We start from the raw sequence: 25,366 nt of genomic DNA on the forward strand, positions 1-25,366 counted from the left end.
GTAATGCATAAAGAAGATATACGCCTGGAACTGCTGGAAAAATGGCTCGATCAAAAACTGCCCAATGTGTTTGCAAAGCAAGGCTGGGGGGCGTTTCCGGCCGCCACGCTGACCTCTGCAAGCAGTGATGCGAGCTTTCGTCGTTATTTTCGCTGGCAGGGCGAAAATCGCACATTGATTGTGATGGATGCACCGCCACCGAATGAGGATTGCCGGCCGTTTGTGAAAATTGCCGCCTTGCTCCAGCGTGCAAATCTGAATGTGCCATTGATTTTGGCTGAAGATGTCGAGCAAGGCTTTCTGCTGTTGAACGACCTGGGCACCCAAACCTATCTGGATGTCATTACGCCTGAGAATGCAGACCCATTATTTGCCGATGCCCTGCAGGCCCTGCTTGCGCTGCAGCAATTGCCTATGGATACCGAATTGCCAAGCTATGACGTGGCCTTGTTGCGTCGTGAGCTGGAGCTTTTTCCAGAGTGGTACGTCAAGCATCACTTGCAGGTTGAGTTCAATGCCGAGCAACGAGATGCATGGGACAAGATGAGCCGTTTGCTGATCGACAGTGCCCTGGCTCAACCCAAAGTCTTGGTTCACCGCGACTTTATGCCGCGCAATCTAATGATTAGTGAGCCTAATCCGGGTGTGCTTGACTTTCAGGATGCGGTCTATGGTCCAGTCACCTATGACGTGACCTGCCTGTTCAAGGATGCCTTTGTCAGTTGGCCCGAACCTCAGGTTCGGCAGTGGCTTGAACGCTATTGGCGGCAGGCGCAGGCACTGGGGATTCCCGTTCAGGCCGATCTGGAGGATTTCTTGCGAGCCAGTGACCTGATGGGCGTGCAGCGGCACTTGAAGGTGATCGGTATCTTTGCGCGTATTTGTCATCGTGATGGCAAGCCCAAGTACTTGGCCGATGTGCCGAGATTTTTTGCCTATATCAATGCAGTTATCCAGCGTCGCCCTGAACTGGCCGAACTGGGGCGCTTATTTGGCAGCTTGCCGCAAGCAACTGAGGCGGTGGTGCAATGAAGGCAATGATCTTGGCCGCAGGCAAGGGCGAGCGCATGCGCCCGCTGACATTGCATACGCCTAAACCCTTGGTGCGTGCTGCTGGCGTGCCCTTGATTGAGTACCACATCAATGCCCTGGCAAGTGCGGGCTTCACCGAGTTGGTGATCAACCACGCCTGGCTGGGACAGCAGATCGAGGACTACCTGGGTGACGGCAGTCGTTTTGGTGTGAGCATCTGTTACTCGGCGGAGGGCGAGCCGTTGGAGACCGGTGGCGGCATTTTTAAAGCCTTGCCATTATTGGGGGATGAGCCGTTCCTGGTCGTTAATGGTGATGTGTTCACTGATTACAGCTTCGCAAATCTACGACAACCACTGAGTGGCCTGGCGCATTTGGTGCTGGTCGATAATCCTGCGCATCATACCCAGGGCGACTTTAGCCTGCAGCAGGGCATGGTACGGGACGGGGCGGATGATCAGCACTGTTTGACCTATAGCGGTATTGCGTTGTTGTCCCCCAAACTGTTCGCAGGCTGTGAGCCTGGTGCATTTAAGCTTGCACCACTGTTGCGCGAGGCAATGGGACGGGGCTTGATCAGTGGCGAGCATTTCAGAGGGCACTGGATAGATGTCGGCACCCACGAGCGCTTGGCGGATGTGGAGCAGTTGTTGGCACGGGAGCACTGAAGTGATTTGGCCGAGCACGGTGTTGGGCGCTGTTGCGGGGTTTGCCATTGCCAGCATTCCAGGCGGTTTGCTGGGGGCCTTGCTGGGCCAGGTTGTTGACCGGCGCCTGCGGCTGGCAAGCTGGGCGCAACTGCGCGAACGTGTCGGTGGCCCGGAGCAGCCAAAGGATGATGATCTACTGTTCATCATGCTTGGGCGCCTGGCCAAGTGCGACGGACGGGTGCGCCAACAGCATATTGATCAGGTTCGGGTTGAAATGCAGCGCATGAGGCTCGATGAGTCGGCTCAGCGACGTGCGATTGAGGCGTTTTCCAGAGGGAAAACCGGACGCGATAATCTACGCGCCCCTCTGCGCCGGCAGGCGCACAATGCCAAGTCGCTGTTAAGTGCCTGCTGGCGCATGGTCAGTGCGGCTGGGCCGGTAAGCCGGTCTGAACGTGAATTGATCTTGCTGTGGGGGACCTGGCTCGGGTTGTCGGTGAATGCCAACGAAGCGCTTCGGGCGGGCGCCGGGACCCAGCCATCCATGCCCGTGCAATCGGGTTACCAGCAAGCGTTGCGCTTGCTTGGCGTCGCGGCAGACAGCACGCCAGCGGAAATCAAGCGGGCATATCGCCGGTTGCTGAGTCGCCATCATCCGGACAAGCTGCAAGGCAACGGTGCAGGCGTGGAGCAGGTGCGTGCAGCCACGGATAAAACCCGGGAGTTGCATCAGGCCTACAACCTGGTTCGCCAACGCCGTGGGTTTTGAGTTGGTCGCCAGCAGCGCGGCTAGATGCCTGGCTATTGTGTGGCAGGACTGCTTTGCAAGTGCAGGCTCAACCAACCTTTGATGCGTCTAAACAGCTGCTCTTGCTCAACATCCCGATTACCCGGCAGCGAATTCATTGCGATCTGAATGTAGGCCGTGCGTTTTTGTCTTTTGGCCGCATCCAGGCGTTGTTTTGCGGCGTTACGTTCGGCGAGTTGGTCTCTGTAGTAGAAGTCGCCAGTTGCAAGTTCAAGTTTGCTGAGAACGGTGTCAAAGCCCGGGTCGAGGTCTGCGGGCGCATGCGGCGCAATCATCAGCAGGTTGTTTACGAAGGGTGGCTGCTGTTCGGCGAGGTAGCGTGCAGCCCAGTAGGCTCCAGTGCCCTGGCCGGCCAGCACGACACTAGTGGCGCCCTGTTGCTGCGCAAAGCTGATGCCTTCGGCAATGCGTGCGAGTACCCGCGTGGCGTAGTCTGGTTGCGCTTCATTGCTGGTGTCTCCGTCCGTTGGGCTTGTGTTTGATTCTTGGGCCTTTTCGGCGGGGTCGGATGTTGCCTCGGCAGGTGTTTCCTGCGGCTCTGCCGATGCTTCGTTGGGCTGTTCGGGCGCTGCAGTTTCAATCGAGGGCGTGGCATCGCTTGGCGCAGCTGTATCAGTGCCCTCAGGCGGTTGCTTGGATTCGGCATCGGGAAGTGTAAGGCTCAAGCTGCTCCAGCCGGTATCCGGAAGTTTGCGTCGTAGCGGGCCAATGCCAATCGGCCAGTCGGCGCTTTCATCTTCACCCGGTACCAGAATCACCGCTCCTTTGGCAGGCGCACTGTTTCCAGGGCGCCAAAGGGCGAGAAAGGTTTCGTTGGCCTGGGTTTTGAGTTGTTGCTGTTCGTTGGCCGCAAGCTGCCTCTCCAGTGCTGCTGTTTCGGCCTGGCTACGCTCGCCAAGGGCCGGGCGTTCGACAGGCTTTTCTGGCGTCTTTGTCGGGGTGGGCGGCTCGGTTTCAGCAAGCGCCAAGGGGCCGAGCAGTAGACTTAAAACGATAGCGATTGCGCGCAACAACATAAAATAGAGGCTCCCAACTGCCTGAGTGATCCAGCCTAGCGTTTTCGGCATCAAGTTGTAAGCCGTCATCGGCACGGCAAAACCTTAGTGTGGGCTGCTACAATGCGCGCAATCCCTGTGTTTTTCTGAGGTTAGCCATGCAGCCCTTTGCCATCGCCCCGTCAATCCTGTCTGCCGACTTTGCCCGATTGGGCGAGGAAGTGGATAACGTACTCGCTGCGGGCGCCGACATTGTCCACTTTGATGTCATGGACAACCACTATGTGCCCAACCTGACTATCGGCCCGATGGTTTGCTCCGCGCTGCGTAAGTACGGGATTACCGCGCCAATTGATGCGCACCTGATGGTCAAACCGGTTGATCGCATTATTGGCGACTTCATTGAGGCGGGTGCCAGCTATATCACCTTCCATCCCGAAGCATCCGAGCACATCGACCGTTCCTTGCAGTTGATCCGCGACGGCGGCTGCAAGGCAGGTCTGGTGTTCAACCCGGCGACCCCGCTCAGCGTGCTCAAACATGTCATGGACAAGGTCGACATGATCCTGTTGATGAGCGTTAACCCAGGCTTTGGCGGGCAGAAGTTTATCCCGGGCACCCTGGACAAGCTGCGCGAGGCGCGGGCGCTGATCGATGCCAGTGGTCGTGAGATTCGCCTGGAAATCGATGGCGGGTTCAATGTCGGCAACATAGCCGAGATCGCTCAAGCGGGCGCGGATACCTTTGTTGCCGGGTCGGCGATCTTCAACCAGCCTGATTACCGCACGGTGATCGATGCCATGCGTGCCGAGCTGGCGCGGGTGCAAGCCTGATGCCGTTGAGCGCGGTGCTTGAAGGCAAACTGCCGAAACTGGTGATGTTTGACCTTGATGGCACCCTGATTGATTCGGCCCCGGATTTGGCGGCAGCCCTTGATAAAACCCTTGTTGCGCTAGGCCGTATGCCGGCCGGTATTGAAAATGTGCGGCTATGGATTGGTAATGGTGCACGAGTCCTGGTGCGTCGCGCCCTGGCCGGTGGCATGGCCCATGAGGATGTCGATGAGGCGCAGGCAGAGTCTGCGCTTGAGCTGTTCATGCAGGCCTACGCCGATAACCACCAATTGACGCAGGTTTACCCTGGCGTGGTCGAAACCCTCGATTGGCTGCAGGCGCAAGGCGTGGTGATGGCAGTGTTGACCAACAAGCCAGAGCGGTTTGTGGCGCCGTTACTCGATGAGAAAGACTTGGGCGGCTATTTTCGTTGGATTATCGGGGGCGATACCTTGCCCCAGCAAAAGCCAGACCCCGCTGCACTGATGCATGTCATGCACCTGGCCCAGGTAGGTGCAAACCAGGCGCTGTTCGTGGGCGATTCACGCAATGACGTGCTAGCAGCCAAGGCTGCTCAAGTGCCATGTGTGGCTTTGAGTTATGGTTATAACCATGGTCGGCCCATCAGCGAGGAGCGTCCCGCTTGTGTGCTGGATGATTTACGTGAACTCAAAGCACTGATTTCCTTTGACTCCGTCGCATCGCTGGGTTGATTAGACCCGGCGGCTGCGCTAGTGTTGCCTGACTTTAATCCACGCCCAAGAGATTTTCCCGTGGTGGTTACCTTCAAACTCTGGCTTGAACGAGCCGGAATGAAAATCATCAAGGCCCTGGCCCGTTGGCGCTGGCGCCTCTGAATTGATCTTGGCCGGTTAGCCGGCGCGTTTGCACACGACCGTTTCACCCTCAAACCACGAGGCAGATCATGATCCGCGAAGAATTCCTGCGTTTAGCCGCGTCTGGCTATAACCGTATCCCTGTTGCCCACGAAACCATTGCTGACTTCGACACCCCGCTGTCGATCTACTTGAAGCTGGCCGATCAGGCCAACACCTATTTGCTCGAATCGGTGCAGGGCGGTGAGAAATGGGGGCGTTACTCGATTATTGGCTTTCCGGCACGCACAGTGCTGCGCGCCTATGAGCATACCGTCATTGTCAGCATTGATGGCGTCGAGACCGAGCGCCACGAATGTGAAGATCCGCTGGCGTTTGTCGAGCAATTCAAAGAGCGCTACAAAGTTCCGACCTTGCCGGGCTTGCCACGTTTCAATGGTGGTCTGGTCGGTTACTTTGGCTACGACAGCGTGCGCTATGTTGAAAAGCGCCTGGCTGTCTGCCCAAACCCCGATCCGCTGGGTAATCCGGATATTCTGTTGATGGTCTCGGATGCGGTGGTGGTCTTCGACAACCTAGCGGGCAAGATGCATGCGATTGTCCTGGCCGACCCGGCCCTGGAAGATGGTTTTGAACAGGCTCAAGCGCATTTGCAGGATATTCTGCACAAGTTGCGCCAGCCCATCGAACCTCGCCTTGGTGTCGACCTGAATGCACCGGTGGGCGCGGAGCCAGCGTTCCGCTCAAGCTTCAGTCGCCAAGACTACGAACGCGCGGTTGATACCATCAAGGAATACATTCTGGCGGGCGATTGCATGCAAGTCGTGCCATCGCAGCGTATGTCGATTGATTTCAAGGCTGCGCCGATTGATCTGTACCGGGCGCTTCGTTGCATCAATCCAACGCCTTATATGTATTTCTTCAACTTCGGCGATTTCCACGTCGTTGGCAGTTCGCCGGAAGTGCTGGTGCGGGTTGAGGATAATCTCATCACCGTTCGCCCCATCGCGGGCACGCGGCCGCGCGGGGCCAATGAAGAGGCCGACCATGCGCTGGAAGTCGACCTGTTGTCCGATGCCAAGGAAATTGCCGAGCACCTGATGTTGATTGACCTTGGGCGCAATGACGTGGGGCGTGTGGCCAGCACCGGCAGTGTCAAGCTGACCGAGAAAATGGTTATCGAGCGCTACTCCAACGTCATGCATATTGTGTCCAATGTTACCGGCCAGCTGAAACCGGGGCTGACGGCGATGGACGCGCTGCGTGCCATTCTGCCTGCGGGTACCTTGTCCGGCGCACCGAAAATCCGCGCCATGGAAATCATTGACCAGCTTGAGCCGGTCAAGCGTGGCGTGTACGGCGGCGCAGTGGGCTACATGGCCTGGAATGGCAATATGGACACCGCCATTGCCATTCGCACGGCAGTCATCAAGAACGGTGAGTTGCATGTGCAGGCGGGTGGCGGGATTGTTGCTGATTCTGTCCCTGAGCTCGAGTGGGAAGAAACGCTGAAAAAGCGCCGAGCCATGTTCCGCGCTGTTGCCCTAGCCGAACAATCTCACTGAGGAGCCTGCCATGTTACTGATGATCGACAATTATGACTCCTTTACCTACAACGTGGTGCAGTACCTCGGTGAGTTGGGTGAAGAGGTTAAAGTCATACGCAATGATGAATTGACTATCGCTGAAATCGAGGCGCTCGGGCCTGATCGGATCGTCGTGTCTCCAGGGCCCTGTACGCCAAATGAGGCGGGCGTGTCGCTTGAGGTGATCAAGCACTTCGCTGGCAAGCTGCCCTTGCTTGGCGTGTGCCTGGGTCACCAGAGCATCGGCCAGGCCTTTGGTGGCGATGTGGTGCGTGCGCGCCAGGTCATGCACGGCAAGACCAGCCCGGTTTATCACCTGGATAAAGGTGTCTTCGCCGGGCTCAACAACCCGCTGACCGTGACCCGTTATCACTCATTGGTGGTCAAGCGTGAGACCCTGCCCGATTGCCTTGAGTTGACCGCCTGGACCCAGACAGAAGAAGGGGCGGTCGATGAAATCATGGGCCTGCGCCACAAGACCCTGAATATCGAAGGCGTGCAATTCCATCCTGAGTCTATTCTCACTGAACAAGGCCATGAGTTGTTTGCCAATTTCCTCAAACAGCAAGGAGGCGTTCGCTGATGGATATCAAGCAAGCCCTTAACCGGATCGTCAGCCAGCTCGACCTGAGCACCGAGGAAATGCAGGACGTCATGCGTGAAATCATGACTGGCCAGTGCACTGAGGCACAGATCGGCGCGTTCTTGATGGGCATGCGCATGAAGAGTGAGACAATCGACGAAATCGTCGGTGCCGTTTCAGTGATGCGTGAACTGGCCAGCCACGTGGTATTGCCTAGCCTGGATCATGTCGTTGATGTGGTCGGGACAGGTGGGGATGGCGCGAATATCTTCAATGTTTCAACAGCCGCAAGCTTTGTTGTAGCGGCGGCGGGCGGCAAGGTTGCCAAGCATGGTAATCGTGCTGTTTCGGGCAAAAGCGGCAGTGCCGATTTGCTCGAGGCTTGTGGCATCTACCTGAACCTGACAACGGAGCAGGTGGCGCGCTGCATTGATAGTGTCGGCGTCGGCTTTATGTTCGCCCAGGTTCATCACAAGGCAATGAAGTATGCCGCTGGGCCTCGCCGAGAGCTGGGGTTGCGTACCCTGTTCAATATGCTCGGGCCCTTGACCAACCCGGCAGGTGTTAAGCATCAGGTCGTTGGCGTGTTCAGCCAGGCCTTGTGCAGACCGCTGGCCGAGGTGCTCAAGCGTCTTGGCAGCAAGCATGTTCTGGTGGTGCATTCGCGTGATGGGCTGGATGAGTTCAGTCTTGCGGCAGCGACCCATATTGCTGAGCTTAAAGATGGAGAAGTCAGCGAGTACCAAGTGCTTCCTGAAGACCTGGGGCTGAAGAGCCAGAGCCTGGTTGGGCTCACGGTTGATAGTCCAGAGGCATCGCTGGAGTTGATTCGCGATGCCTTGGGCAAGCGAAAAACCGAGGCTGGTGAAAAGGCCGCGGACCTGATCGCGCTCAATGCCGGTGCGGCGCTGTATGCCGCTGATCTGGCAAGCACCCTCAAAGAAGGTGTGCAGTTGGCCCACGATGCTTTATGTACTGGTCTTGCGCGCGAAAAAATGGAAGAGCTGGCATCATTCACTGCAGTATTCAAACAGGAGAGCGAAGGGTGAGCGTGCCAACAGTTCTGGAAAAGATTCTTGCGCGTAAAGTCGAAGAGGTTGCTGCACGCAGCCGTATTACCAGCCTTGGTGAGTTGGAGCGTGAAGCGCGAGCTGCGGATGCGCCACGGGGCTTTGCTCAGGCCCTGATTGAACAGGCTGCAGCTAAGAAATCGGCGGTGATTGCCGAGATCAAAAAAGCCTCGCCAAGCAAAGGCGTGATCCGTGAGGACTTTGATCCGGCAGCAATAGCCAAGTGTTACCAGGATGGCGGCGCAACCTGCTTGTCAGTGCTCACCGATATCGATTTTTTCCAGGGCGCGGATCATTTTCTACAGTTGGCGCGCAATGCATGTACGCTGCCGGTGATCCGCAAGGATTTCATGATCGATCCCTACCAGATTGTCGAAGCCCGTGCTTTGGGCGCCGATTGTGTATTGCTCATTGTCTCTGCGCTGGACGATGGGCAAATGGCAGAGCTGGCGGCGCCAGCCAAGTCATTCGATCTTGATGTTTTGGTCGAGGTGCAAGACAGCCAGGAATTGGACCGTGCATTGCAGACGCTGGACACCCCGCTTATCGGTATCAACAATCGCGACCTGCACACCTTTGAGGTCAACCTTGAGACGACCCTTGAGTTATTGCCAAGAATTCCACGTGAGCGCCTGGTTGTGACCGAGAGCGGTATCCTCAATCGTGCTGATGTCGAGTTGATGGAAATCAACGAGGTCTATGCATTTCTGGTTGGCGAAATCTTTATGCGTGCAGAAAAGCCAGGGGCTGAGCTCGAGCGCCTGTTTTTCCCGGAACGCAAGCGCTTGATCAGTAGCAATCTTGATGTTGATTGAGGCCTGATGCCAAGCATCTAGCTATCGCCGGCCATGGCCGTGGAGGTAAGAAAAAAACGCTACTTCAGTCTTTCCTGGGTAGCGGTTTTTTTTGCAGCTTCTGGCACTGTAGCGCTATCAGCGCGTGCCGAAAACAACCATGGTTTTGCCTTTGACATGGACCAGGCCCTGTTCTTCAAGGGCTTTAAGTACACGACCGACCATTTCACGGGAGCAGCCGACGATCCGGCCGATTTCCTGGCGAGTAATCTTGATCTGCATGCCATCAGGATGAGTCATCGCATCAGGCTGCTTGCACAAATCAAGCAGGGTACGGGCCACACGCCCGGTTACATCAAGGAATGCCAGGTCGCCCACTTTGCGCGTGGTGTTGCGCAGACGCTCAGCCATCTGGCTGCCCAGCGCATAGAGGATGTCCGGGTCCTGTTCCGTCAGTTCACGGAACTTGGTGTAGCTTAGTTCGGCGACTTCACACTCGGTTTTTGCGCGGACCCAGGCGCTGCGCTCTTTGTCGGCGCCTTCTTTATCAAACAGGCCCAGCTCGCCGAAAAAATCGCCCGAGTTGAGGTACGCGATGATCATCTCACGGCCGTCGTCATCTTCAATCAGGATCGTCACCGAGCCTTTAACAATGAAGAACAGCGTTTCGCAGCGGTCACCCGCATAGATGATGGTGCTTTTAGCCGTGTAACGACGGCGATGACAATGTGCAAGAAGCTTGTCGAGGTTCTTTATTTTAGGTGTAAGGGTTATTGCGACCATGCCCGAGTCCCGAAATATAAAAGATGTGTGCCTTGTTCAGCAGGCGTTTTCTTATTAGTTATGTGAGCTAGTGTGCCAGTAAAGTGGCGTCAGCTTAACCAACACTATCTTACACGGGCTCATTTTGCGACCCAGCTAACAACATTGAGTTGAACTTTTACCAAAGTACAGCTATAGCCGGGTGTTTAGAGGGCTGTGATAAGCTGCTGGCCTTTTGATCAGCGGAGGCTTGGTAATGAAAGCGCGCATTCAATGGGCTGGCGAAGCCCTGTTTATTGGTGAGTCTGGTAGCGGTCACGCCGTGGTTATGGATGGCCCCCCTGAAAGCGGTGGACGTAACCTGGGTGTGCGCCCCATGGAAATGGTGCTGATTGGCCTTGGCGGCTGCAGCAACTTTGATGTGGTGAGCATCCTCAAGAAATCACGTCAGGCGGTTGAAAGCTGCGAGGCGTTCCTTGAAGCCGAGCGTGCGGGCGAAGAGCCCAAGGTGTTCACCAAGATCCATCTGCATTTCGTGGTCAAGGGGCGCGGCTTGAAAGAGGCGCAGGTCAAGCGGGCCGTCGCGTTGTCGGCCGAGAAGTACTGCTCTGCATCAATCATGCTGGCTCGCGGAGGGGTTGAGATTACCCACGACTACGAGATTGTCGAGCTCGGCCAGGCCCAATAAGCTGCGTTCAGGCATCTTCACCTGATGTTTTAGCCTGCTGCTGACATCCTTTTATCATTTGCAGCGTTCACACTCTGGCGGGCGCTGCTTTGCATCTGCATAATGGCGCCCCTTTTTAGGGGCGCTATGCGCTTCGTACACATAACCAAAATCGCCAAAGCGAAGAGGTGTTAACCGTCCTACGCAACCGAGAACTTCGCGGTTGACGGGCATGCTCGACCACGCGGCCTTGCCGCTTTCTATAGAGAGTTTTAAAACGGTGAAAAGCAGACTCAAGCTCCATGGGTTCAACAACCTGACCAAGACCTTGAGCTTCAACATCTATGACATCTGCTACGCGGAAACGCCTGAGGACCAACAGGCGTATGTTCAGTACATCGACGAAGAGTACGATGCTGAGCGCCTGACGCAGATTCTCACTGATGTTGTTGACATTATCGGTGCCAACATCCTCAACATTGCCCGCCAGGATTACGAGCCGCAAGGCGCCAGCGTAACCATCCTGATTTCCGAGCAGCCGGTTGAGCCGACCGAAAGCCAGATAGAGGAGTCACCAGGCCCGTTGCCTGAGACCATCCTTGCGCATCTGGACAAAAGCCACATCACCGTACATACCTATCCGGAAATCCATCCGGTAGACGGTATTGCCACTTTCCGGGTTGATATCGACGTATCGACTTGCGGCGTGATTTCACCGCTCAAGGCGCTGAATTACCTGATTCATCAATTTGATTCGGATATCGTGACGGTCGACTACCGCGTGCGAGGCTTTACTCGCGACGTCGAAGGCAAGAAGCACTTTATCGATCATGAAATCAATTCGATTCAGAATTACCTGTCTGATGACACGCAAGACGCCTATCAAATGACTGACGTTAACGTTTATCAGGAAAACCTCTTCCACACCAAGATGTTACTCAAGAACTACGACCTGGATGATTACCTGTTCGGTGATGCCACCCGTAGCCTGACGCCAGAGCAACGTCAGCAGGTCGAGGCGCGCTTGCGTCACGAGATGCTGGAGATCTTCTACGCGCGCAATATGCCCAAGTAGCTGCCCTGCTGAGAAAGAGCCCGCTAATGCGGGCTCTTTTATAATGCTGCTTTAGTCTTCATCAATTTCGCGCTGATTGATCGCTGCTGCTGGGCGGTGATTGTCGGCAAAAATATGCCGGAATGCGCTGATCTGGCCTTCTGACAGCTGCAATGGTTGTTCGAGCAACACCCATTGCACGCCTTCGGTGCAGGGCGGTGTGGTCAGTGATCCCTGGTAGAAAAAGTGTTTGCTGGTGCTGGGCAGGATCTTGCTCAGGTCAGGTGCTTGCGCTTGGCCGATCTGCACCTGAGCTCCCTTTTTCTGCGGCAGCATTTTGCTCCAGATGTGCTCGAGCTCGGTGTTGCTCTCTCCACTCTTAATCATCGCGGCAACCACTAATAACGAACCATCCGCTGCCTGGTTGACCCAATGCATTTCCATGGGAAAGTGTTTGCCGTTGTACAGGTGTTCGCTTGGGGAGTGAAAGTGAAACTGCAGCAACTGGTAAGTCTTGCCTTGAAGCACAAGGCTGTTGTCACCCTGTACGTTGGTCTGAATCGAGTGCCCATTGTTGACCACATCCAGCGGGCTGCGCTGATAGTTGAAACTAAGGCTGGCCGATGCCGCATTGATATGGGTTGCGCTGGCGCTGGGTATATCAATAGGTGATTGGTGAGTGCCTTTGGCGCAGGTTGCATAGCCGCCGTTGGTATCGAGCATGGCCCAATGATCCGGGGCGTTGTGTCCGGAATAGCTCCATTCGCTTGCAACGCTGTAGAAAGGTAAAGCGGCGAGCACTCCGGCAATTAGTTTTAGGCGAGTTGGTTTAATCAACATAAGCACATTCCTTGTGTTTTCCAGGCCTGCGGCTGGCGCCCAGCCGAGTTTCCTACCCGACTAGGTCCTGCTGGTATCAGCTTTTTACAAGCCAGGCTTGAATAAGCCTGGCCTCAGATGCGATACGCGCTTTTGGTCATCACCTTCGACAGCAGGGTCATGCCGAACTTTACCGGTCTTGGGAACTTGATACCGCCGGCTTCGAGCGCAGTGTTGGCGTGATGGCTTTCGTCTTCACGCATTTGCTCAAGAATAGCCCGGGTCTTTTCGTCATGCTCTGGCACCTGTACCAAGTGCTCATCCAGATGCTTGACCACCTGGTCTTCAGTGGCGGCCACAAACCCCAGGCTAACCCTGTCACTGACCAGGCCGGCGAGGGCGCCAACGCCGAACGACAACCCATAAAACAGTGGGTTGAAAACACTTGGCCGCCCCCCGCCAAGCTGGTGAATGCGCTGCTCGCACCAGGCAAGGTGATCTACCTCCTCGTCGGCCGAGTGCTCCATCGCCGCTCGAACTTCTGGCAATTTAGCGGTCAGGGCCTGGCCTTGATACAGGGCCTGAGCACAAACCTCGCCGGTATGGTTGATACGCATCAACCCGGCAATGTGCTTGGCCTCTTGCTGATCAAGTTCAGTTTCCGGCTGTACAACAGCGGGTGATGGACGCGTTGGCTGGCCACTGAATGGCAGCAGCGTGCGTAACGCGACATCAGCCTGCAACAGCAGGGGATCCACAGGGGAATATTGGCGGTCACTGGCCATGGGATAACCTCCGGCGAGAACAATTGCCTACAGTTTACGCTAATCGTTGGAACAAGGCTTGATCGAGATCAGCCGGGCAGGCAGCACTTGCCGCACCAGCCTACTGAGCGGCGTGTTCGCTGCTTATGATAGAGGATGATCATGGATTATTAATTTCACTGCTTTCCTTGAGTGAAATCTTGCCCAGTTACAAGATTAAGTTTGCCAGGCGTTTTACTATCCGTTGCTGCTGCGACGGGATGTCTGCGCGTGGCTACCGATTGGTCGATGATGAAGCGGGCGCCCGTGGTTGAAAAAAGCGCTAGGGGTCATGGTCATTACAGTGGATAGGTCAGAGAGTTACTGTGAAAAACGATATACATGATCTAGGCCTGGTGCTCGACTCGAAAGTAAAGCTGGTGCTGATCGAGTCCTGGGATGAGCTGCGGGTACTGCAAACGCTTACCAGTCTGGCGGTCAAGCGCAGCCTGGGCCTGTACACATGGTCGGTTACCGAAGGCTTGCAGCACCTGGGCTTTGCCACTGGTACTTTGAGCCATGAAGGCTCGCATGAGCCTGAAGCGGCATTGCGTTTGATCAAGGCCGATCCGCAACCCAATCTGTATGTCATGTGCGACTTGCACCCGTTCTTGCCCGACAACCCGAAGCTGGTGCGCTTGCTCAAGGAAATTGCCATGGATGACAACCTGCACAAGCCGACGCTGGTGCTGGTTTCACATGCTTGCAAGCTGCCGCCGGAAGTTCAGCGCTACGCCGCGCGTTTCAGCCTGGCATTGCCGGGCGAAGATGAGTTGTTGGCAATCGTTCGCGAGGAGGCGGCGCGCTGGAGCGAGCGCAATCGCAATATTCGTGTACGCACCGACAACCGCACCTTGCAGCAAGTGGTGAAGAACCTACGCGGGATGAGTCATGCCGAGGCGCGCATCCTGGCGCGCAAGGTCATTTGTGATGACGGCGCGATTACACAGGATGACTTGCCTGAGCTGAACAAGGCCAAATCACAACTGCTCGATCTCGAAAGCGTCCTCAGTTTTGAGTATGAAACAGCGCAGTTTGCCGATGTCGGTGGTCTTGAAAACCTCAAGCGCTGGCTGGCTGACCGTCAGGCCGCGTTTGTTGACGCCACCATGCAGGATATTCCCAAGGGGGTGCTGTTGGTCGGTGTTCAAGGTGGCGGCAAGAGCTTGGCGGCCAAGGCCATTGCCGGGTTATGGGGACTGCCGCTGCTGCGCCTGGATTTTGCCAGCCTGTACAACAAGTTCTTTGGCGAGACCGAGCGCAACCTGCGTGAAGCGCTGACGTTGGCGGAGCAGATGTCGCCCTGTGTGCTGTGGATTGATGAAATCGAAAAAGGCCTGGCCAGCGGTGATAATGACGGTGGCGTAAGCCAGCGGGTGCTCGGCACACTTCTAACCTGGATGGCCGAACGCAAGTCGTCGGTATTTATGGTTGCCACTGCCAACGTCATCGAGCGCCTGCCGCCTGAACTGGTGCGCAAAGGGCGGTTTGACGAGATGTTCTTTGTCGATTTACCCAATGCCGCGACCCGAGAGGAGATTTTCAGCATCCATCTCAAGCGACGTGAGCTTGACCCTCAGCAATTCGATTTGAAATTGCTGGCCAATGCCTCTGATGGTTTTTCGGGTGCGGAAATCGAGCAGGTGGTGGTTAGTGCGTTGTATACAGCCCAGGCGCGACAGCAGCCAGTGGATATAGCAATACTGCGGCACGAGATTCAGACGACTTCGCCGTTATCAGTGGTGATGGCAGAGCATCTGGATGCGTTGCGCACTTGGGCGAAAGATCGAACAGTAGCTGCCAGCGACTAGCGATGAGCGAGAAATCGGCGATTGATTCCCGCGCTGATTTTTCGCACTAGCCAGCGCGGTGCCAGCTTGGGCGAGAATGCCAGCAGACGGTTACGCCAGCCGGGAATAATTATTGCGCGGTTTTTATCCAGTGCGCGGACGGTCGCCAGCGCCACCTCTTCAGCGCTCATCATCAGCTTGCTGCTCGCCAGGCGCCTGTCATCCAGCGCTGCTTTGCGAAAAAATGCACTTCGCGTTGGCCCAGGGCAGAGCACTGATACGCCCACACCATGCTCCTTGAGCTCTTCGCGCAATGCCTCGGACAAATGCAGCACATAAGCTTTGCTGGCGTAGTAGTTGGCCATCCATGCACCCGGTTGGAAAGCGGCCACGGACGCGACGTTGAGAATCTGGCCGTTACCCTGGCCTGCCATGACATTGCCAACTGAATGACACAGGCGTGCCAAAGCCAGCATGTTGACCTCAATCAGTTGTTGTTCCTTTTGCCAGTCCTGGGCGACGAATGCGCCGGAAGTACCGAGCCCTGCGTTGTTGACCAGCAGATCAATGGAGTAGGTGCCTTCCTCCAGCTCCATCAGCAACCCCGTTAACTGGATTGGTTTGCTAAGGTCGCAAGCACGGATTAACACTTCGACGGAAAAGCGTTGAGCAAGCTCTGCTGCAATAGCTTCCAGGGCTTCACGATGGCGAGCCACCAACAGCAGGTTACGCCCGCGCCTGGCCAGTGCTTCAGCCAGGGCCAGGCCAATACCGCTAGTGGCGCCGGTAACTAAAGCATATCGAGACATGAGGCATTACTCCGTGATGGGGCCTGCGCGGCCCCATGCGTTGATATCTCGCGCTAGTTTACCGCTCCTGACTGTAGAAGTTGGAGAGCGTCCGGGATGGTCAGCAGGGCGATGATGGCGCCGAGCAAGGCCAACGCCGAGCACACAATGACAAATCCCGATAGAACCTTGACCGATGTGCTGTTCGGCGGCGGTGGTGGGCCATACCGATTGGGGCCCTGGGTGCCAGGCATGAATAGCATCAGCAGGCTAAAGATACTGCCGACTATTGGCAAAATGGTGATAAATAGCAGCCAGCCGGACCAACCAATGTCATGCAGGCGCTGGACGTTGATCATCACACCGACAATGACCAGCGCGATACTGACGATAATCATCAATATGGCACCAACGGTTGCCGAGATAGCGGATCCGGCCGCCGCAATACCGAATATAGGCGCACAAAGCAGCATTAGTACAAAGGTCCACGCCAGGAAACGCAGGCGACCGATACGACCATCGGTGGTAAACGGCTTGAGTTCGCCAAACTCTGGCAGGCGTTCGCCCACTGGAGCCTTTGGTGGCGCGTATGGCGTATGAGCTGCCGGGGGCGGGGCGACTGTAGTTGCGGCCGATGCTGTTTTTGCGGCTTGTTCTTGCAAAGCCTGGCGTGCCAGAAACTTCTCGATAACGATGCCGCAGGCCGAGCATTCGATGGCTTTATCTTGACGATGTCCGCACTTGGGACACTGCATTGTTTCAGCCGACTCTGGCGCTTGTTTATGCTCATCGGTATCAACCAGTGAAAGGCTCGCTGCCAGGTCGGGCTCTTTTGTGGCTTTTGGGCCAGCATTGTGCAGCGCTGCAAGGTACTTGTCCGCTTCGTCTTCGTGCAGGTCACGCTTGAGGGCGATCGGGCTGCCGCTGAAGAGGGTATTAACTCGAGCGCTATCACTTTTAAAAAGCTTGGCCAGATTGTCCTTGGCTGTCTCAAGTGCCACCCCGGGCATCAGTTCACCACTGAAAACAATCTTGAAGCGAGTTTGTGTCATGCGAGCTTTCCTTGTCGGCGCTAGTGTCGTTAGTGTGGCTATTTTACCCTTGGGCTCAGCCTAGAATATAACGGCCGGATTTTCTCTGGCACATGATGGGTGTCAGCAAAGTTTCAATTGATGCATTAGTGGCGATATGCCTTTAAGCGGCAGTGATTATTGATGCCTTCGGCGCTGTTGTAAACGCAGCACGCGCTCTTGTGCGGCCTTGTACTCGTGATCCAGTCGTGAAATCAGAGACTTCACGTCTGGAATTTCATTGATTTCGCCTACGCCTTGGCCTGCCGACCACACGGTTTTCCATGCTTTGGCTTCATCGTTGATTGGCTTGAGCTTCTCACCGTAATTAACTTCACCTTTTTGCTGCAGTTGGGCTAAGTCATAGCCTGCGCGCTGCAAACTCTGGCGCATAAAGCTTGCCGGGATGCCCGACACCGCCGGGGTGTGGATAATGTCGGCAGCCTTGGCCTCGGTGATCATCTGTTTGTAGTCAGCTTCGGCGTCACTCTCCTGGGTCGCAATAAAGCGGGTGCCCATGTAGGCAAGGTCTGCCCCAAGCATTTGCGCCGCCAGAATCTCATGGCCGTGATTCAGGCAGCCGGAAAGCAGCAAGGTTTTATCGAAGAACTGACGCAACTCGGCAATTAGCGCAAACGGACTCCAGGTCCCGGCATGACCACCAGCACCGGCGGCGACTGCAATCAGCCCGTCAACCCCTGCTTCTGCAGCTTTTTCACCATGGCGGCGAGTGGTGACATCATGGAAGACCAGCCCGCCATAACTGTGCACCGCATCCACCACTTCTTTGACTGCGCCCAGGCTGGTGATCACTATAGGTACGCGCTTTTCAACACAGATAGCCAGGTCAGCCTGCAGGCGTGGGTTGGTGCGGTGCACGATCAGGTTTACGGCATAGGGCGCTGCGTTGTCCTCAAGCCCCGCCTCGATTTCATCAAGCCATGCGCGAAAACTTTGTCCTAAAGCCCCGCCTCGATTTCATCAAGCCATGCGCGAAAACCACTGCTCTCGCGTTGGTTGAGTGCTGGAAAGCTGCCGACTATCCCGTTGTTACAGCAGGCGGTCACTAGTCGTGGGTTGGATACCAGGAACATTGGCGCGGCTACGACTGGCAAGCGTAAACCTTGTTCGAGCACTTGGGGTAATGACATCACAGCACCTTATTTGAGTCGTATATGGTTTGGGATGAAATCAGAACGGGCGCACTATCACCAAAATCACAATGCCAATCAGTGCCAGCACTGGCGCCTCGTTGAACCAGCGGAAAAACACATGGCTGTGCGTATTCTCGCCTAAAGCAAAGCGTTTAAGTTGTACACCGCACATATGTTGATAACCAATAAGAAGTATCACCAATACCAGCTTTGCGTGTAGCCAGCCTTGGCTGAAGTAATAGCTTGGGTTGAGGCTGATCAGCGCCACACCAAAAATCAGGGTGGCGAGCATGGCGGGGGTCATGATGCCGCGATAGAGCTTGCGCTCCATGACGCAGAAACGCTCGCGGCTGACACTGTCTTCACTCAAGGCGTGATAGACAAACAAGCGGGGCAGATAAAACAGTCCGGCGAACCAGCAGACCAGCGAGATGATGTGTAAGGCTTTGAGCCACAAGTAGAGCATTTAGACCAACCTGAACGAATTAATACCCCGATAGTAGTGCTCCGATACGCATCCGTCATCACTGCTAGTTGGCCGCATCGTCTCAGGGCTTTATTATCAAGGGCTTTCCAGTGGCTTTCTGTAGGGGCAAGTAATGATTAAGGTCGGAATCGTCGGCGGCACAGGTTACACCGGTGTCGAACTGCTGCGTTTATTGGCGCAGCATCCGCAAGCTCAAGTGACGGTCATTACTTCGCGCTCTGAAGCAGGGCTACGCGTTGACGAGATGTATCCAAATCTTCGCGGCCACTACCCGGACCTGGCATTCAGCGTTCCTGATGTTGCAACTCTTGGCGCCTGTGATGTGGTGTTTTTTGCCACGCCCCACGGTGTTGCCCATGCCTTGGCCGGCGAGTTGCTTGATGCAGGCACCAAGGTTATCGACTTGTCTGCTGACTTTCGCCTTGAAAACGCTGAGGAATGGGCGCAGTGGTACGGCCAGCCGCATGGCGCCCCCGGCTTGTTGGCTGAAGCCGTATACGGTTTGCCTGAGGTCAATCGCGAAGCGATCAAGGGTGCCCGCCTGATTGCGGTACCGGGTTGTTATCCCACTGCGACCCAGCTGGGCTTTTTGCCGCTGCTTGAGGCCGGCCTAGCCGATCCGAGCCGTTTGATCGCTGATTGCAAGTCGGGTGTTAGCGGGGCCGGACGTGGGGCCAGTGTCGGCTCACTGTTCAGTGAAGCGGGCGAGAACATGAAGGCTTATGCGGTAAAAGGCCATCGCCATTTGCCTGAAATCAGCCAGGGACTGCGTCGCGCTGCTGGCCAGCCTGTAGGATTGACCTTCGTGCCGCATTTGACACCGATGATTCGGGGTATCCATTCCACGCTTTATGCAACGGTGGGCGATACCTCTGTTGACTTGCAGGCGCTGTTTGAAAAACGCTACGCCAATGAGCCCTTTGTCGATGTGATGCCTGCGGGAAGTCATCCGGAAACCCGAAGCGTGCGTGGCGCCAATGTTTGCCGTATCGCCGTACACCGTCCCCAAGGTGGCGAGCTGGTCGTGGTGCTGTCGGTTATCGATAACCTTGTCAAAGGTGCATCGGGCCAGGCCGTTCAGAATATGAATATTCTATTTGGTCTGGACGAGCGTGCTGGCTTGTCCCACGCCGCCTTGTTGCCCTGATGGCAGGTTGGGAGGTACGCCCGAGCGGTCCTGATCGCTCAGGGCGGATGCGTTTTTTGCTTTTGGTGCTACTACTTGCCTTGCCTGCGGCGTTTTATGCCGGCATGTACTGGGAGCGTCAGCAAACACTGGCTCTTTCTGCGGAAATAAAGCCGATGGCCAAGCGCTTGTCTGAACAGGAAAGGCAGTTGGATGACTTGCGTGCGCAGATTGCGATTGCGACTAGCGGTGCCAGGGTCGCAGAAAAGGCAAATGAACAAAACCGTCTGACGATTAAGTTGCTTGAAGAGCAAATCTTCAAACAGCAGCAGGATCTTTCTTTCTATAAAGGTGTGCTTGCACCTGCCAGCCGACGCAAGGGCCTGCGAATTCGAACCTTTGAGCTACAGGCAACAGAAAAACCGCAGCGCTTTCGCTACAAAGTGCTGCTTAGTCGGGTAGGTAAGGACGACAGCCCGCTCAGTGGCCAGTTGCATATCACGGTCGAGGGTAGCCAGGGGGCAAAGGATAAAGTGGTGCTTGAGCTTGCGAGCCTGACTCGAAGTGAGTTTGTAACGTTCAAGGGCAAGCTGATTCCTTACACCTTCAAGCATTTCAAATCGATCCCTGATGCAGGCAGGTTTGCCGAGCTTGAATTGCCTGCCGGTTTTGAACCGAGTCAGATACGAGTGCGCGCCGAAATCAAAGGCGAAAAACCGCTGGAGCGTACCTTCAAATGGTTAGACAAAGAGTAAGCAACCCTTATGTGGAATAAAGAAAAATCCAAACCTGACCTGCAGCGTTTTAGCGGCAAGACCAGCCTGATTGCTGCGGGCGCTGCCTTGAGCGGGGACTTGAAGTTTTTGGGCGCTGTCCAGGTCGATGGGCAGGTCAACGGTAACCTGATCACCAGCGAAGGCATGGTTCGCATCAGTGTTGAGGGCAAGGTTGAAGGCGAGATCCGCGCACCCCATATAGTGATTGATGGTGAGGTCGTAGGTAACGTCTACGCCAGCAAGAATCTGGAACTGGGCGCGCGTGCACGTGTGCAGGGTAATCTGTACTACGGCCTGATGGAGATGGCAATGGGCGCGCAAATCGAAGGCAGCCTGTGTCATCTAAAGGATGAGGCGCGTCCGCTGGAGCTCCCAGAAACTTTGCTTGATACTGAGGCTGATGTTGTACAATAGTTGACCTCTTTTGTAGGGTAAGCGGATAATAGCCGCAACGCAGTATGGCGCTTAGCGCCGGGAGATAGTCAGCATGAGCGTCGAAACCTTCACCCCCACGGCTTTGCAATTTACTCAAGGTGCTGCAAGCAAGGTGAAGAGCCTGGTTGATGAGGAAGGTAATCCTCGTTTGAAACTGCGTGTGTTTGTCACAGGCGGTGGTTGCTCTGGCTTTCAGTACGGCTTCACTTTTGATGAAGAGCTCGCGGACGATGACACCATCGTCGAGCGCGAAGGAGTTAGCCTTGTGGTCGATCCAATGAGCTTCCAGTATCTGGCTGGCGCTGAGGTCGATTATCAAGAAGGGCTCGAGGGGTCACGGTTCGTGATCAAGAACCCGAACGCTACCACTACTTGCGGTTGTGGCTCGTCCTTTTCCATTTAAAGACCAGCCCGTCGCTGCGCAAAAAACTACAGCACATGAAAAGGCCGCGAATATCGCGGCCTTTTTGGTTGCGCCTACGCGGGGTAGATGGCGCCCAGGATGCGTAATCCACTTGCGCCTGTTACGCTCGGGCGGTTTGCACAAATGTGTTCAAGGCAGCAGTGCGCCAGCCAGGCAAAGGCCATGGCTTCGACCCAGTCGGCAGGCACGCCGTAAGCTGCAGTGGTCGATACCTGGCAGTGTGGCAACAGTTGGGCCAGGCGCTGCATTAGGGCTTTGTTGTGCGCGCCGCCACCGCATACCAGTAACTCTTGCGTATTGCTCTGGGCCGCTTGTAGCGAGTCGACGATGCTTCGCGCTGTCAGCTCGAGCAAGGTAGCTTGCACGTCTTCAGGCTTATAGCTGGGCAGTGCCTCTAGCTGGTTTTAAAGCCAGCCGAGATTGAATAGTTCGCGTCCGGTGCTTTTTGGGCCCGAGGTCTGGAAGAAGTCGTCAGCATAGAGCCTGTTGAACAGCTCCGGTTGAACCTGGCCGCTGGCTGCCCATGCACCATCGCGGTCATAGCTGTGCTGTTGCTGGTGCTGGATCCAGGCGTCAAGCAACACATTGCCTGGTCCGCAGTCGAAGCCATGGACGTGGCTGCCTGTCTCGATCAGGCTTAGGTTGCTGAAACCACCAATATTAAGTACCGCCCTGGCGCCTTGGCCTTCACCGAATAGCGCCTCATGGAAGGCCGGAACCAGCGGCGCGCCCTGGCCACCAGCGGCTACATCCCGGCGCCGGAAATCTGCAACCACGGCAATCCCGGTAAGCTCCGCGAGGAGGGCGGGGTTGTCGATCTGGATGGTGAATCCGCGTGCCGGCTCATGCCGAACCGTCTGGCCGTGGCTGCCAATTGCACGGATTGATTCGGCTTTTAATTCCGCATCGGCCAGCACCTGGGCAACACCTTGGGCTGCCAGCTTGACCCAGTGCTGCTCGGCAAGCGCGGCTCGTGCCAACTCATCTGTGCCTGATGAGCACAGTGCGAGAAGCTCTGCACGCAGGTCATCAGGCATCGAAATGTAGTGGCTTGCGACGAGGCGGGTATTGCGCTGTTGTTCTATCAGGGCGATGTCCAGGCCATCGAGACTGGTTCCGGACATCACGCCTATATAGTAAGGCATCGCGACTTAGCGCTTGTTTTGCGCAAGCATGGTGCTGCGCTCTTGGTCCATCTGTGCCATCAATGGCTTGGCTACTGCCATGAATCGAGCTTTTTCGCTCTTGGCGATGGGATCCGCCATCGGTAGCTTCTGGCTCAGCGGATCGACATGGACCCCATTGACCTGGAACTCGTAGTGCAAGTGCGGGCCGGTGGACAGGCCGGTGGTGCCGATGTAACCGATAATCTGGCCCTGTTTGACCGTGCCGCCAGTGCGGATGCCCTTGGCAAAGCCCTGCATGTGGCCATACAGCGTCCGGTAGCGGTTGCCATGCTGGATGATGACAGCATTGCCGTAACCGCCACGGCGTCCGGCAAGGACAATTTTTCCATCGCCTGTTGCCTTGATAGGGGTGCCGCGTGGGGCGGCGTAGTCAACCCCCTTGTGTGCGCGGATCTTGTTCAGGATTGGATGGCGACGGCCGTTGGAGAAACGCGAGCTGATGCGTGCGTAATCCACCGGGGTGCGAATAAATGCCTTGCGCATGCTTTTGCCGTCGGCACCATAATAAGTGGTGTTGCCGCGTTTATCTGTATAACGCACTGCAGTGTAGGTTTTGCCGCGGTTGGTGAAGCGTGCAGACAGGATATTGCCGTTGCCGACGCGCTTGCCGTCAACCATCTTGTCTTCGTAAATCACTTCAAACTCGTCGCCACTGCGAATGTCCATGGCGAAGTCGATGTCGTAACCGAAAATATTAGCCAACTGCATGGTCAGGCTGTGCGGCAGGCCAGCACGTTGGCCTGCTTGCGACAAAGAGCTGCGAATTACACCGTGGGCGTATGAATCGCGAATTTCGGGTTTAACCAGGTCGCGCTTGAATGAATATCCGTCAGCAGTCTTGGTGATACTGACGGTTTCCATGCTGCTCAACTTGCTGCTAAGGCTTTCAAACTCGCCAGTGTCGCTGACTTTGAAGTCTAAAACCTGACCCGCCTTGATGCGTGTGAGTTTCTTTGCGTCCTTGCTGCTATTGAGTACTTCATGCAGCGTACTGGCCGGGATATTGGCCCGCTCGAACAAAGTCGACAAAGTATCGCCTTTTTCAACAGTCAGCTGGCGTTCGTTAGGGTTCTTTGGCGGTTCGACAAGCTCAGGCGCTAAAACGGGGGAAGCTAAAGCCGTGCTTTCGGGTTGTGCCGGTGTGACTGTCTTGGCGAAGGGGGTGGGAACCGGGTCTTCTGGGTTGATGAGGCTCGCTGCATCGCTACCAGGCTCGAACTGCTCGGCGGGGTTGTCCAGATCCAGGCCGATATAGGTTTTTTTCGCTTCTACTTCTCGTGTGGGAAATACTAAAAGAGCAAGGCTGAGGATGGCGGCGACCCCGCTTGCCGCGAGAATATGGGTTTTGGGGTACAGGGGTGGCTTTTTGCTAGTTATATTTGTCATAGGTGGCTTTTGGCTACGAAAAGATGAAAAGAAAAAGAAATAAAGAAGGTTGTACATGATGAATATGTACTAACTGTATAAAATATAACCAAATTGCCCTCGAGGCAACCCTCGTTGAGGGGCTCAAGGTGTAAGTTTGTTTGTCGCTTGGCAAAACTTGTCATTTGTCAGCGATCTTGTATCGTTGTTCACCTTTATTTTTAGTGGTTATGAGTCCTGCCATGAAGTCGGTTGAAGAGCAGCTGGCGCTTATTAAGCGCGGCGCAGAAGAAGTCCTGGTTGAATCCGAGTTGGTCGAAAAGCTCAAGCGGGGCGTACCGCTGCGTATCAAGGCGGGCTTTGATCCAACTGCGCCTGATCTCCATCTCGGGCATACCGTGCTTATTAACAAGCTTCGTCAGTTCCAGGAGTTGGGCCATCAGGTCATTTTCCTGATTGGCGATTTCACCGGCATGATCGGTGACCCCAGTGGCAAGAGTGCAACGCGCCCGCCGCTGACGCGTGAGCAGGTCTTGGATAACGCCGAAACCTACAAGGCCCAGGTGTTCAAGATTCTCGATCCGGCGAAAACCGAGGTTGCATTCAATTCGACGTGGATGGAGCAGCTGACTCCGGCGGATTTTATCAAGCTGGCTTCGCAGTACACCGTGGCGCGTATGCTCGAACGCGATGATTTCAATAAGCGCTACACCACCAATCAGCCGATTGCGATCCATGAGTTCCTGTACCCGCTGGTTCAAGGTTATGACTCGGTTGCATTGAAGGCGGATGTTGAGTTGGGTGGCACCGATCAGAAATTCAATTTGCTGATGGGGCGTGAGCTGCAGCGCTCCTATGGGCAGTCCTCCCAATGCATTGTCACCATGCCTTTGCTTGAAGGTCTGGATGGCGTTAAGAAAATGTCCAAGTCGCTGGGCAACTATATTGGTATCCAAGAGGCGCCAGGTGCTATCTACAACAAGCTGGTGTCGATGCCAGACTCGTTGATGTGGCGATACTTCGAGCTCTTGAGCTTTCGCTCCATGGATGAGATCAATCAGTTCAAGCTTGATGTAGAGGGTGGTGCCAATCCTCGTGACATCAAAATCAAGCTGGCTGAAGAGATCGTTGCGCGCTTCCATGGCGAAGAGGCAGCAGCAAATGCCCATCGTTCGGCGGGTAACCGCATGAAGGAAGGCGAGCTGCCGGAAGATCTGCCGGAGATCGAGTTGTCCGCAAGCGAAGATATGCCTATCTCCGCGCTGCTTAATAAAGCAGGGTTGGTCAAGAATGCTGCGGCTGCCCGTGATCTGTTGGGTAATGGCGGGGTGCGTGTCGACGGCGAGGTGGTAGAGCGTGCCTATATAGTCAAGTTGGGCACGACCCAGGTTTATCAGGCGGGCAAGAAGGCATTTGCACGAATTACCCTGAAAGCTGAATAAAACCCTTGACGGCAAATCTGAGGTGCCTAT

24 protein-coding genes and 3 pseudogenes are annotated in these 25,366 nt (G+C 55.6%); 17 read left to right on the plus strand and 10 right to left on the minus strand.

Annotated elements, in window-relative coordinates; translation table 11 throughout:
- Positions 1–3: 3 nt before the first annotated feature.
- From PSES9_RS0108820 to PSES9_RS0108830, 3 genes are read left to right on the plus strand one after another with little or no spacing between them, the layout of a single operon-like run.
- Positions 4–1,032, plus strand: a complete 1,029-nt coding sequence (locus PSES9_RS0108820; protein ID WP_010486126.1) for an aminoglycoside phosphotransferase family protein — start codon at positions 4–6, stop codon at positions 1,030–1,032.
- Positions 1,029–1,700, plus strand: coding sequence for an N-acetylmuramate alpha-1-phosphate uridylyltransferase MurU (gene murU / locus PSES9_RS0108825; protein ID WP_010486128.1), 672 nt, complete (start codon positions 1,029–1,031; stop codon positions 1,698–1,700). Before PSES9_RS0108820 ends, murU begins: the two co-directional genes overlap by 4 nt.
- A gap of 1 nt (position 1,701) precedes the next feature.
- Positions 1,702–2,451: a DnaJ domain-containing protein gene (locus PSES9_RS0108830; RefSeq protein ID WP_010486132.1), complete on the plus strand. Its 750-nt coding sequence runs from the start codon at positions 1,702–1,704 to the stop codon at positions 2,449–2,451.
- 32 nt (positions 2,452–2,483) lie between these two features.
- Here PSES9_RS0108830 and PSES9_RS0108835 read toward each other — a convergent pair whose 3' ends face one another.
- Positions 2,484–3,506, minus strand: coding sequence for a DUF3530 family protein (locus PSES9_RS0108835; protein ID WP_029529449.1), 1,023 nt, complete (start codon positions 3,504–3,506; stop codon positions 2,484–2,486).
- Between the two features lie 137 nt (positions 3,507–3,643).
- Between PSES9_RS0108835 and rpe the strand changes: the two genes are divergently transcribed.
- From rpe to trpC, 6 genes and pseudogenes are all read left to right on the plus strand, one after another.
- The gene (gene rpe / locus PSES9_RS0108840) at positions 3,644–4,318 is read left to right on the plus strand and encodes a ribulose-phosphate 3-epimerase (protein WP_010486134.1); all 675 of its coding nucleotides are present in this window, start codon (positions 3,644–3,646) and stop codon (positions 4,316–4,318) included.
- A pseudogene (locus tag PSES9_RS0108845) lies at positions 4,318–5,175 on the plus strand (phosphoglycolate phosphatase). The gene rpe and the pseudogene PSES9_RS0108845 overlap by 1 nt, the downstream one beginning before the upstream one ends.
- Positions 5,176–5,243: 68 nt before the next feature.
- The gene (trpE, locus tag PSES9_RS0108855; RefSeq protein ID WP_010486139.1) at positions 5,244–6,719 is read left to right on the plus strand and encodes an anthranilate synthase component I; all 1,476 of its coding nucleotides are present in this window, start codon (positions 5,244–5,246) and stop codon (positions 6,717–6,719) included.
- 10 nt (positions 6,720–6,729) lie between these two features.
- The gene (locus PSES9_RS0108860; RefSeq protein ID WP_010486144.1) at positions 6,730–7,323 is read left to right on the plus strand and encodes an aminodeoxychorismate/anthranilate synthase component II; all 594 of its coding nucleotides are present in this window, start codon (positions 6,730–6,732) and stop codon (positions 7,321–7,323) included.
- Positions 7,323–8,372: an anthranilate phosphoribosyltransferase gene (gene trpD / locus PSES9_RS0108865; protein WP_010486145.1), complete on the plus strand. Its 1,050-nt coding sequence runs from the start codon at positions 7,323–7,325 to the stop codon at positions 8,370–8,372. The genes PSES9_RS0108860 and trpD overlap by 1 nt, the downstream gene beginning before the upstream one ends.
- Positions 8,369–9,208 (plus strand): indole-3-glycerol phosphate synthase TrpC, encoded by an 840-nt coding sequence (gene trpC, locus PSES9_RS0108870; protein ID WP_010486146.1) that lies wholly within the window; start codon positions 8,369–8,371, stop codon positions 9,206–9,208. The genes trpD and trpC overlap by 4 nt, the downstream gene beginning before the upstream one ends.
- A 117-nt stretch (positions 9,209–9,325) precedes the next feature.
- Here the strand turns inward: trpC and crp are convergent, their stop codons facing one another.
- Entirely contained in the window at positions 9,326–9,970 is a 645-nt protein-coding gene (gene crp, locus PSES9_RS0108875) for a cAMP-activated global transcriptional regulator CRP (RefSeq protein WP_010486147.1), read from the minus strand.
- A 235-nt stretch (positions 9,971–10,205) separates the two neighbouring features.
- Here crp and PSES9_RS0108880 point away from each other — a divergent pair, with 235 nt between their 5' ends.
- Together PSES9_RS0108880 and speD are read left to right on the plus strand one after the other, a co-directional pair.
- Positions 10,206–10,637 (plus strand): OsmC family protein, encoded by a 432-nt coding sequence (locus PSES9_RS0108880; RefSeq protein WP_010486150.1) that lies wholly within the window; start codon positions 10,206–10,208, stop codon positions 10,635–10,637.
- 259 nt (positions 10,638–10,896) lie between these two features.
- A complete protein-coding gene (gene speD, locus PSES9_RS0108885; protein WP_010486151.1) occupies positions 10,897–11,691 on the plus strand; it encodes an adenosylmethionine decarboxylase in 795 nt (264 codons plus the stop codon).
- A gap of 51 nt (positions 11,692–11,742) precedes the next feature.
- On the opposite strand, the gene PSES9_RS0108890 is transcribed toward speD, so the two are convergent.
- Complete coding sequence (locus PSES9_RS0108890) at positions 11,743–12,510, minus strand: carbonic anhydrase (protein ID WP_010486152.1); 768 nt, start codon at positions 12,508–12,510, stop codon at positions 11,743–11,745.
- 113 nt (positions 12,511–12,623) lie between these two features.
- A complete protein-coding gene (gene coq7, locus PSES9_RS0108895; RefSeq protein WP_010486153.1) occupies positions 12,624–13,274 on the minus strand; it encodes a 2-polyprenyl-3-methyl-6-methoxy-1,4-benzoquinone monooxygenase in 651 nt (216 codons plus the stop codon).
- Positions 13,275–13,618: 344 nt separating this feature from the next.
- Between coq7 and PSES9_RS0108900 the strand changes: the two genes are divergently transcribed.
- On the plus strand, positions 13,619–15,103 hold the full coding sequence (locus PSES9_RS0108900; protein WP_010486154.1) for an AAA family ATPase: 1,485 nt from the start codon (positions 13,619–13,621) through the stop codon (positions 15,101–15,103).
- Here PSES9_RS0108900 and PSES9_RS0108905 read toward each other — a convergent pair.
- The 4 genes and pseudogenes from PSES9_RS0108905 to hemJ all read right to left on the minus strand — a co-directional run bounded on the left by PSES9_RS0108905 (position 15,100) and on the right by hemJ (position 18,560).
- On the minus strand, positions 15,100–15,891 hold the full coding sequence (locus tag PSES9_RS0108905) for an SDR family NAD(P)-dependent oxidoreductase (RefSeq protein ID WP_010486155.1): 792 nt from the start codon (positions 15,889–15,891) through the stop codon (positions 15,100–15,102). The genes PSES9_RS0108900 and PSES9_RS0108905 overlap by 4 nt on opposite strands.
- A gap of 53 nt (positions 15,892–15,944) precedes the next feature.
- Entirely contained in the window at positions 15,945–16,922 is a 978-nt protein-coding gene (locus PSES9_RS0108910) for a DUF805 domain-containing protein (protein WP_010486156.1), read from the minus strand.
- 156 nt (positions 16,923–17,078) lie between these two features.
- Positions 17,079–18,091, minus strand: a pseudogene (locus PSES9_RS23255) (NAD(P)H-dependent flavin oxidoreductase).
- Between the two features lie 40 nt (positions 18,092–18,131).
- Complete coding sequence (hemJ, locus tag PSES9_RS0108920; protein ID WP_010486158.1) at positions 18,132–18,560, minus strand: protoporphyrinogen oxidase HemJ; 429 nt, start codon at positions 18,558–18,560, stop codon at positions 18,132–18,134.
- Between the two features lie 133 nt (positions 18,561–18,693).
- On the opposite strand from hemJ, the gene argC reads away from it, so the two are divergent.
- The 4 genes from argC to erpA all read left to right on the plus strand — a co-directional run bounded on the left by argC (position 18,694) and on the right by erpA (position 21,321).
- Positions 18,694–19,728: an N-acetyl-gamma-glutamyl-phosphate reductase gene (gene argC / locus PSES9_RS0108925; RefSeq protein ID WP_010486159.1), complete on the plus strand. Its 1,035-nt coding sequence runs from the start codon at positions 18,694–18,696 to the stop codon at positions 19,726–19,728.
- Positions 19,729–19,775: 47 nt separating this feature from the next.
- Complete coding sequence (locus PSES9_RS0108930; RefSeq protein ID WP_010486160.1) at positions 19,776–20,462, plus strand: DUF6776 family protein; 687 nt, start codon at positions 19,776–19,778, stop codon at positions 20,460–20,462.
- Between the two features lie 9 nt (positions 20,463–20,471).
- Entirely contained in the window at positions 20,472–20,897 is a 426-nt protein-coding gene (locus PSES9_RS0108935) for a bactofilin family protein (RefSeq protein ID WP_010486162.1), read from the plus strand.
- Between the two features lie 73 nt (positions 20,898–20,970).
- Entirely contained in the window at positions 20,971–21,321 is a 351-nt protein-coding gene (gene erpA, locus PSES9_RS0108940; RefSeq protein ID WP_010486164.1) for an iron-sulfur cluster insertion protein ErpA, read from the plus strand.
- Between the two features lie 74 nt (positions 21,322–21,395).
- Here erpA and PSES9_RS23260 read toward each other — a convergent pair.
- A pseudogene (locus PSES9_RS23260) lies at positions 21,396–22,487 on the minus strand (anhydro-N-acetylmuramic acid kinase).
- Positions 22,488–22,493: 6 nt separating this feature from the next.
- Positions 22,494–23,915, minus strand: coding sequence for an OapA family protein (locus PSES9_RS0108950; protein ID WP_010486167.1), 1,422 nt, complete (start codon positions 23,913–23,915; stop codon positions 22,494–22,496).
- 221 nt (positions 23,916–24,136) lie between these two features.
- Between PSES9_RS0108950 and tyrS the strand changes: the two genes are divergently transcribed.
- Entirely contained in the window at positions 24,137–25,336 is a 1,200-nt protein-coding gene (gene tyrS / locus PSES9_RS0108955; RefSeq protein ID WP_010486168.1) for a tyrosine--tRNA ligase, read from the plus strand.
- The last annotated feature ends 30 nt before the right edge of the window (positions 25,337–25,366 follow it).

Source organism: Pseudomonas sp. S9, from assembly GCF_000222125.1.
Lineage (GTDB): Bacteria > Pseudomonadota > Gammaproteobacteria > Pseudomonadales > Pseudomonadaceae > Aquipseudomonas > Aquipseudomonas segetis.

What these genes read in the sequence shown, in the direction of transcription:
- PSES9_RS0108820 (WP_010486126.1), top strand. Translation starts at nt 4, where the DNA reads ATGCATAAAGAAGATATACGCCTGGAACTGCTGGAAAAATGGCTCGAT.
- murU (WP_010486128.1), top strand. Translation starts at nt 1,029, where the DNA reads ATGAAGGCAATGATCTTGGCCGCAGGCAAGGGCGAGCGCATGCGCCCG.
- PSES9_RS0108835 (WP_029529449.1), bottom strand. Translation starts at nt 3,506, where the DNA reads ATGTTGTTGCGCGCAATCGCTATCGTTTTAAGTCTACTGCTCGGCCCC.
- rpe (WP_010486134.1), top strand. Translation starts at nt 3,644, where the DNA reads ATGCAGCCCTTTGCCATCGCCCCGTCAATCCTGTCTGCCGACTTTGCC.
- trpE (WP_010486139.1), top strand. Translation starts at nt 5,244, where the DNA reads ATGATCCGCGAAGAATTCCTGCGTTTAGCCGCGTCTGGCTATAACCGT.
- PSES9_RS0108860 (WP_010486144.1), top strand. Translation starts at nt 6,730, where the DNA reads ATGTTACTGATGATCGACAATTATGACTCCTTTACCTACAACGTGGTG.
- trpD (WP_010486145.1), top strand. Translation starts at nt 7,323, where the DNA reads ATGGATATCAAGCAAGCCCTTAACCGGATCGTCAGCCAGCTCGACCTG.
- crp (WP_010486147.1), bottom strand. Translation starts at nt 9,970, where the DNA reads ATGGTCGCAATAACCCTTACACCTAAAATAAAGAACCTCGACAAGCTT.
- PSES9_RS0108880 (WP_010486150.1), top strand. Translation starts at nt 10,206, where the DNA reads ATGAAAGCGCGCATTCAATGGGCTGGCGAAGCCCTGTTTATTGGTGAG.
- PSES9_RS0108890 (WP_010486152.1), bottom strand. Translation starts at nt 12,510, where the DNA reads ATGTTGATTAAACCAACTCGCCTAAAACTAATTGCCGGAGTGCTCGCC.
- coq7 (WP_010486153.1), bottom strand. Translation starts at nt 13,274, where the DNA reads ATGGCCAGTGACCGCCAATATTCCCCTGTGGATCCCCTGCTGTTGCAG.
- PSES9_RS0108905 (WP_010486155.1), bottom strand. Translation starts at nt 15,891, where the DNA reads ATGTCTCGATATGCTTTAGTTACCGGCGCCACTAGCGGTATTGGCCTG.
- PSES9_RS0108910 (WP_010486156.1), bottom strand. Translation starts at nt 16,922, where the DNA reads ATGACACAAACTCGCTTCAAGATTGTTTTCAGTGGTGAACTGATGCCC.
- hemJ (WP_010486158.1), bottom strand. Translation starts at nt 18,560, where the DNA reads ATGCTCTACTTGTGGCTCAAAGCCTTACACATCATCTCGCTGGTCTGC.
- argC (WP_010486159.1), top strand. Translation starts at nt 18,694, where the DNA reads ATGATTAAGGTCGGAATCGTCGGCGGCACAGGTTACACCGGTGTCGAA.
- PSES9_RS0108930 (WP_010486160.1), top strand. Translation starts at nt 19,776, where the DNA reads ATGCGTTTTTTGCTTTTGGTGCTACTACTTGCCTTGCCTGCGGCGTTT.
- PSES9_RS0108935 (WP_010486162.1), top strand. Translation starts at nt 20,472, where the DNA reads ATGTGGAATAAAGAAAAATCCAAACCTGACCTGCAGCGTTTTAGCGGC.
- erpA (WP_010486164.1), top strand. Translation starts at nt 20,971, where the DNA reads ATGAGCGTCGAAACCTTCACCCCCACGGCTTTGCAATTTACTCAAGGT.
- PSES9_RS0108950 (WP_010486167.1), bottom strand. Translation starts at nt 23,915, where the DNA reads ATGACAAATATAACTAGCAAAAAGCCACCCCTGTACCCCAAAACCCAT.
- tyrS (WP_010486168.1), top strand. Translation starts at nt 24,137, where the DNA reads ATGAAGTCGGTTGAAGAGCAGCTGGCGCTTATTAAGCGCGGCGCAGAA.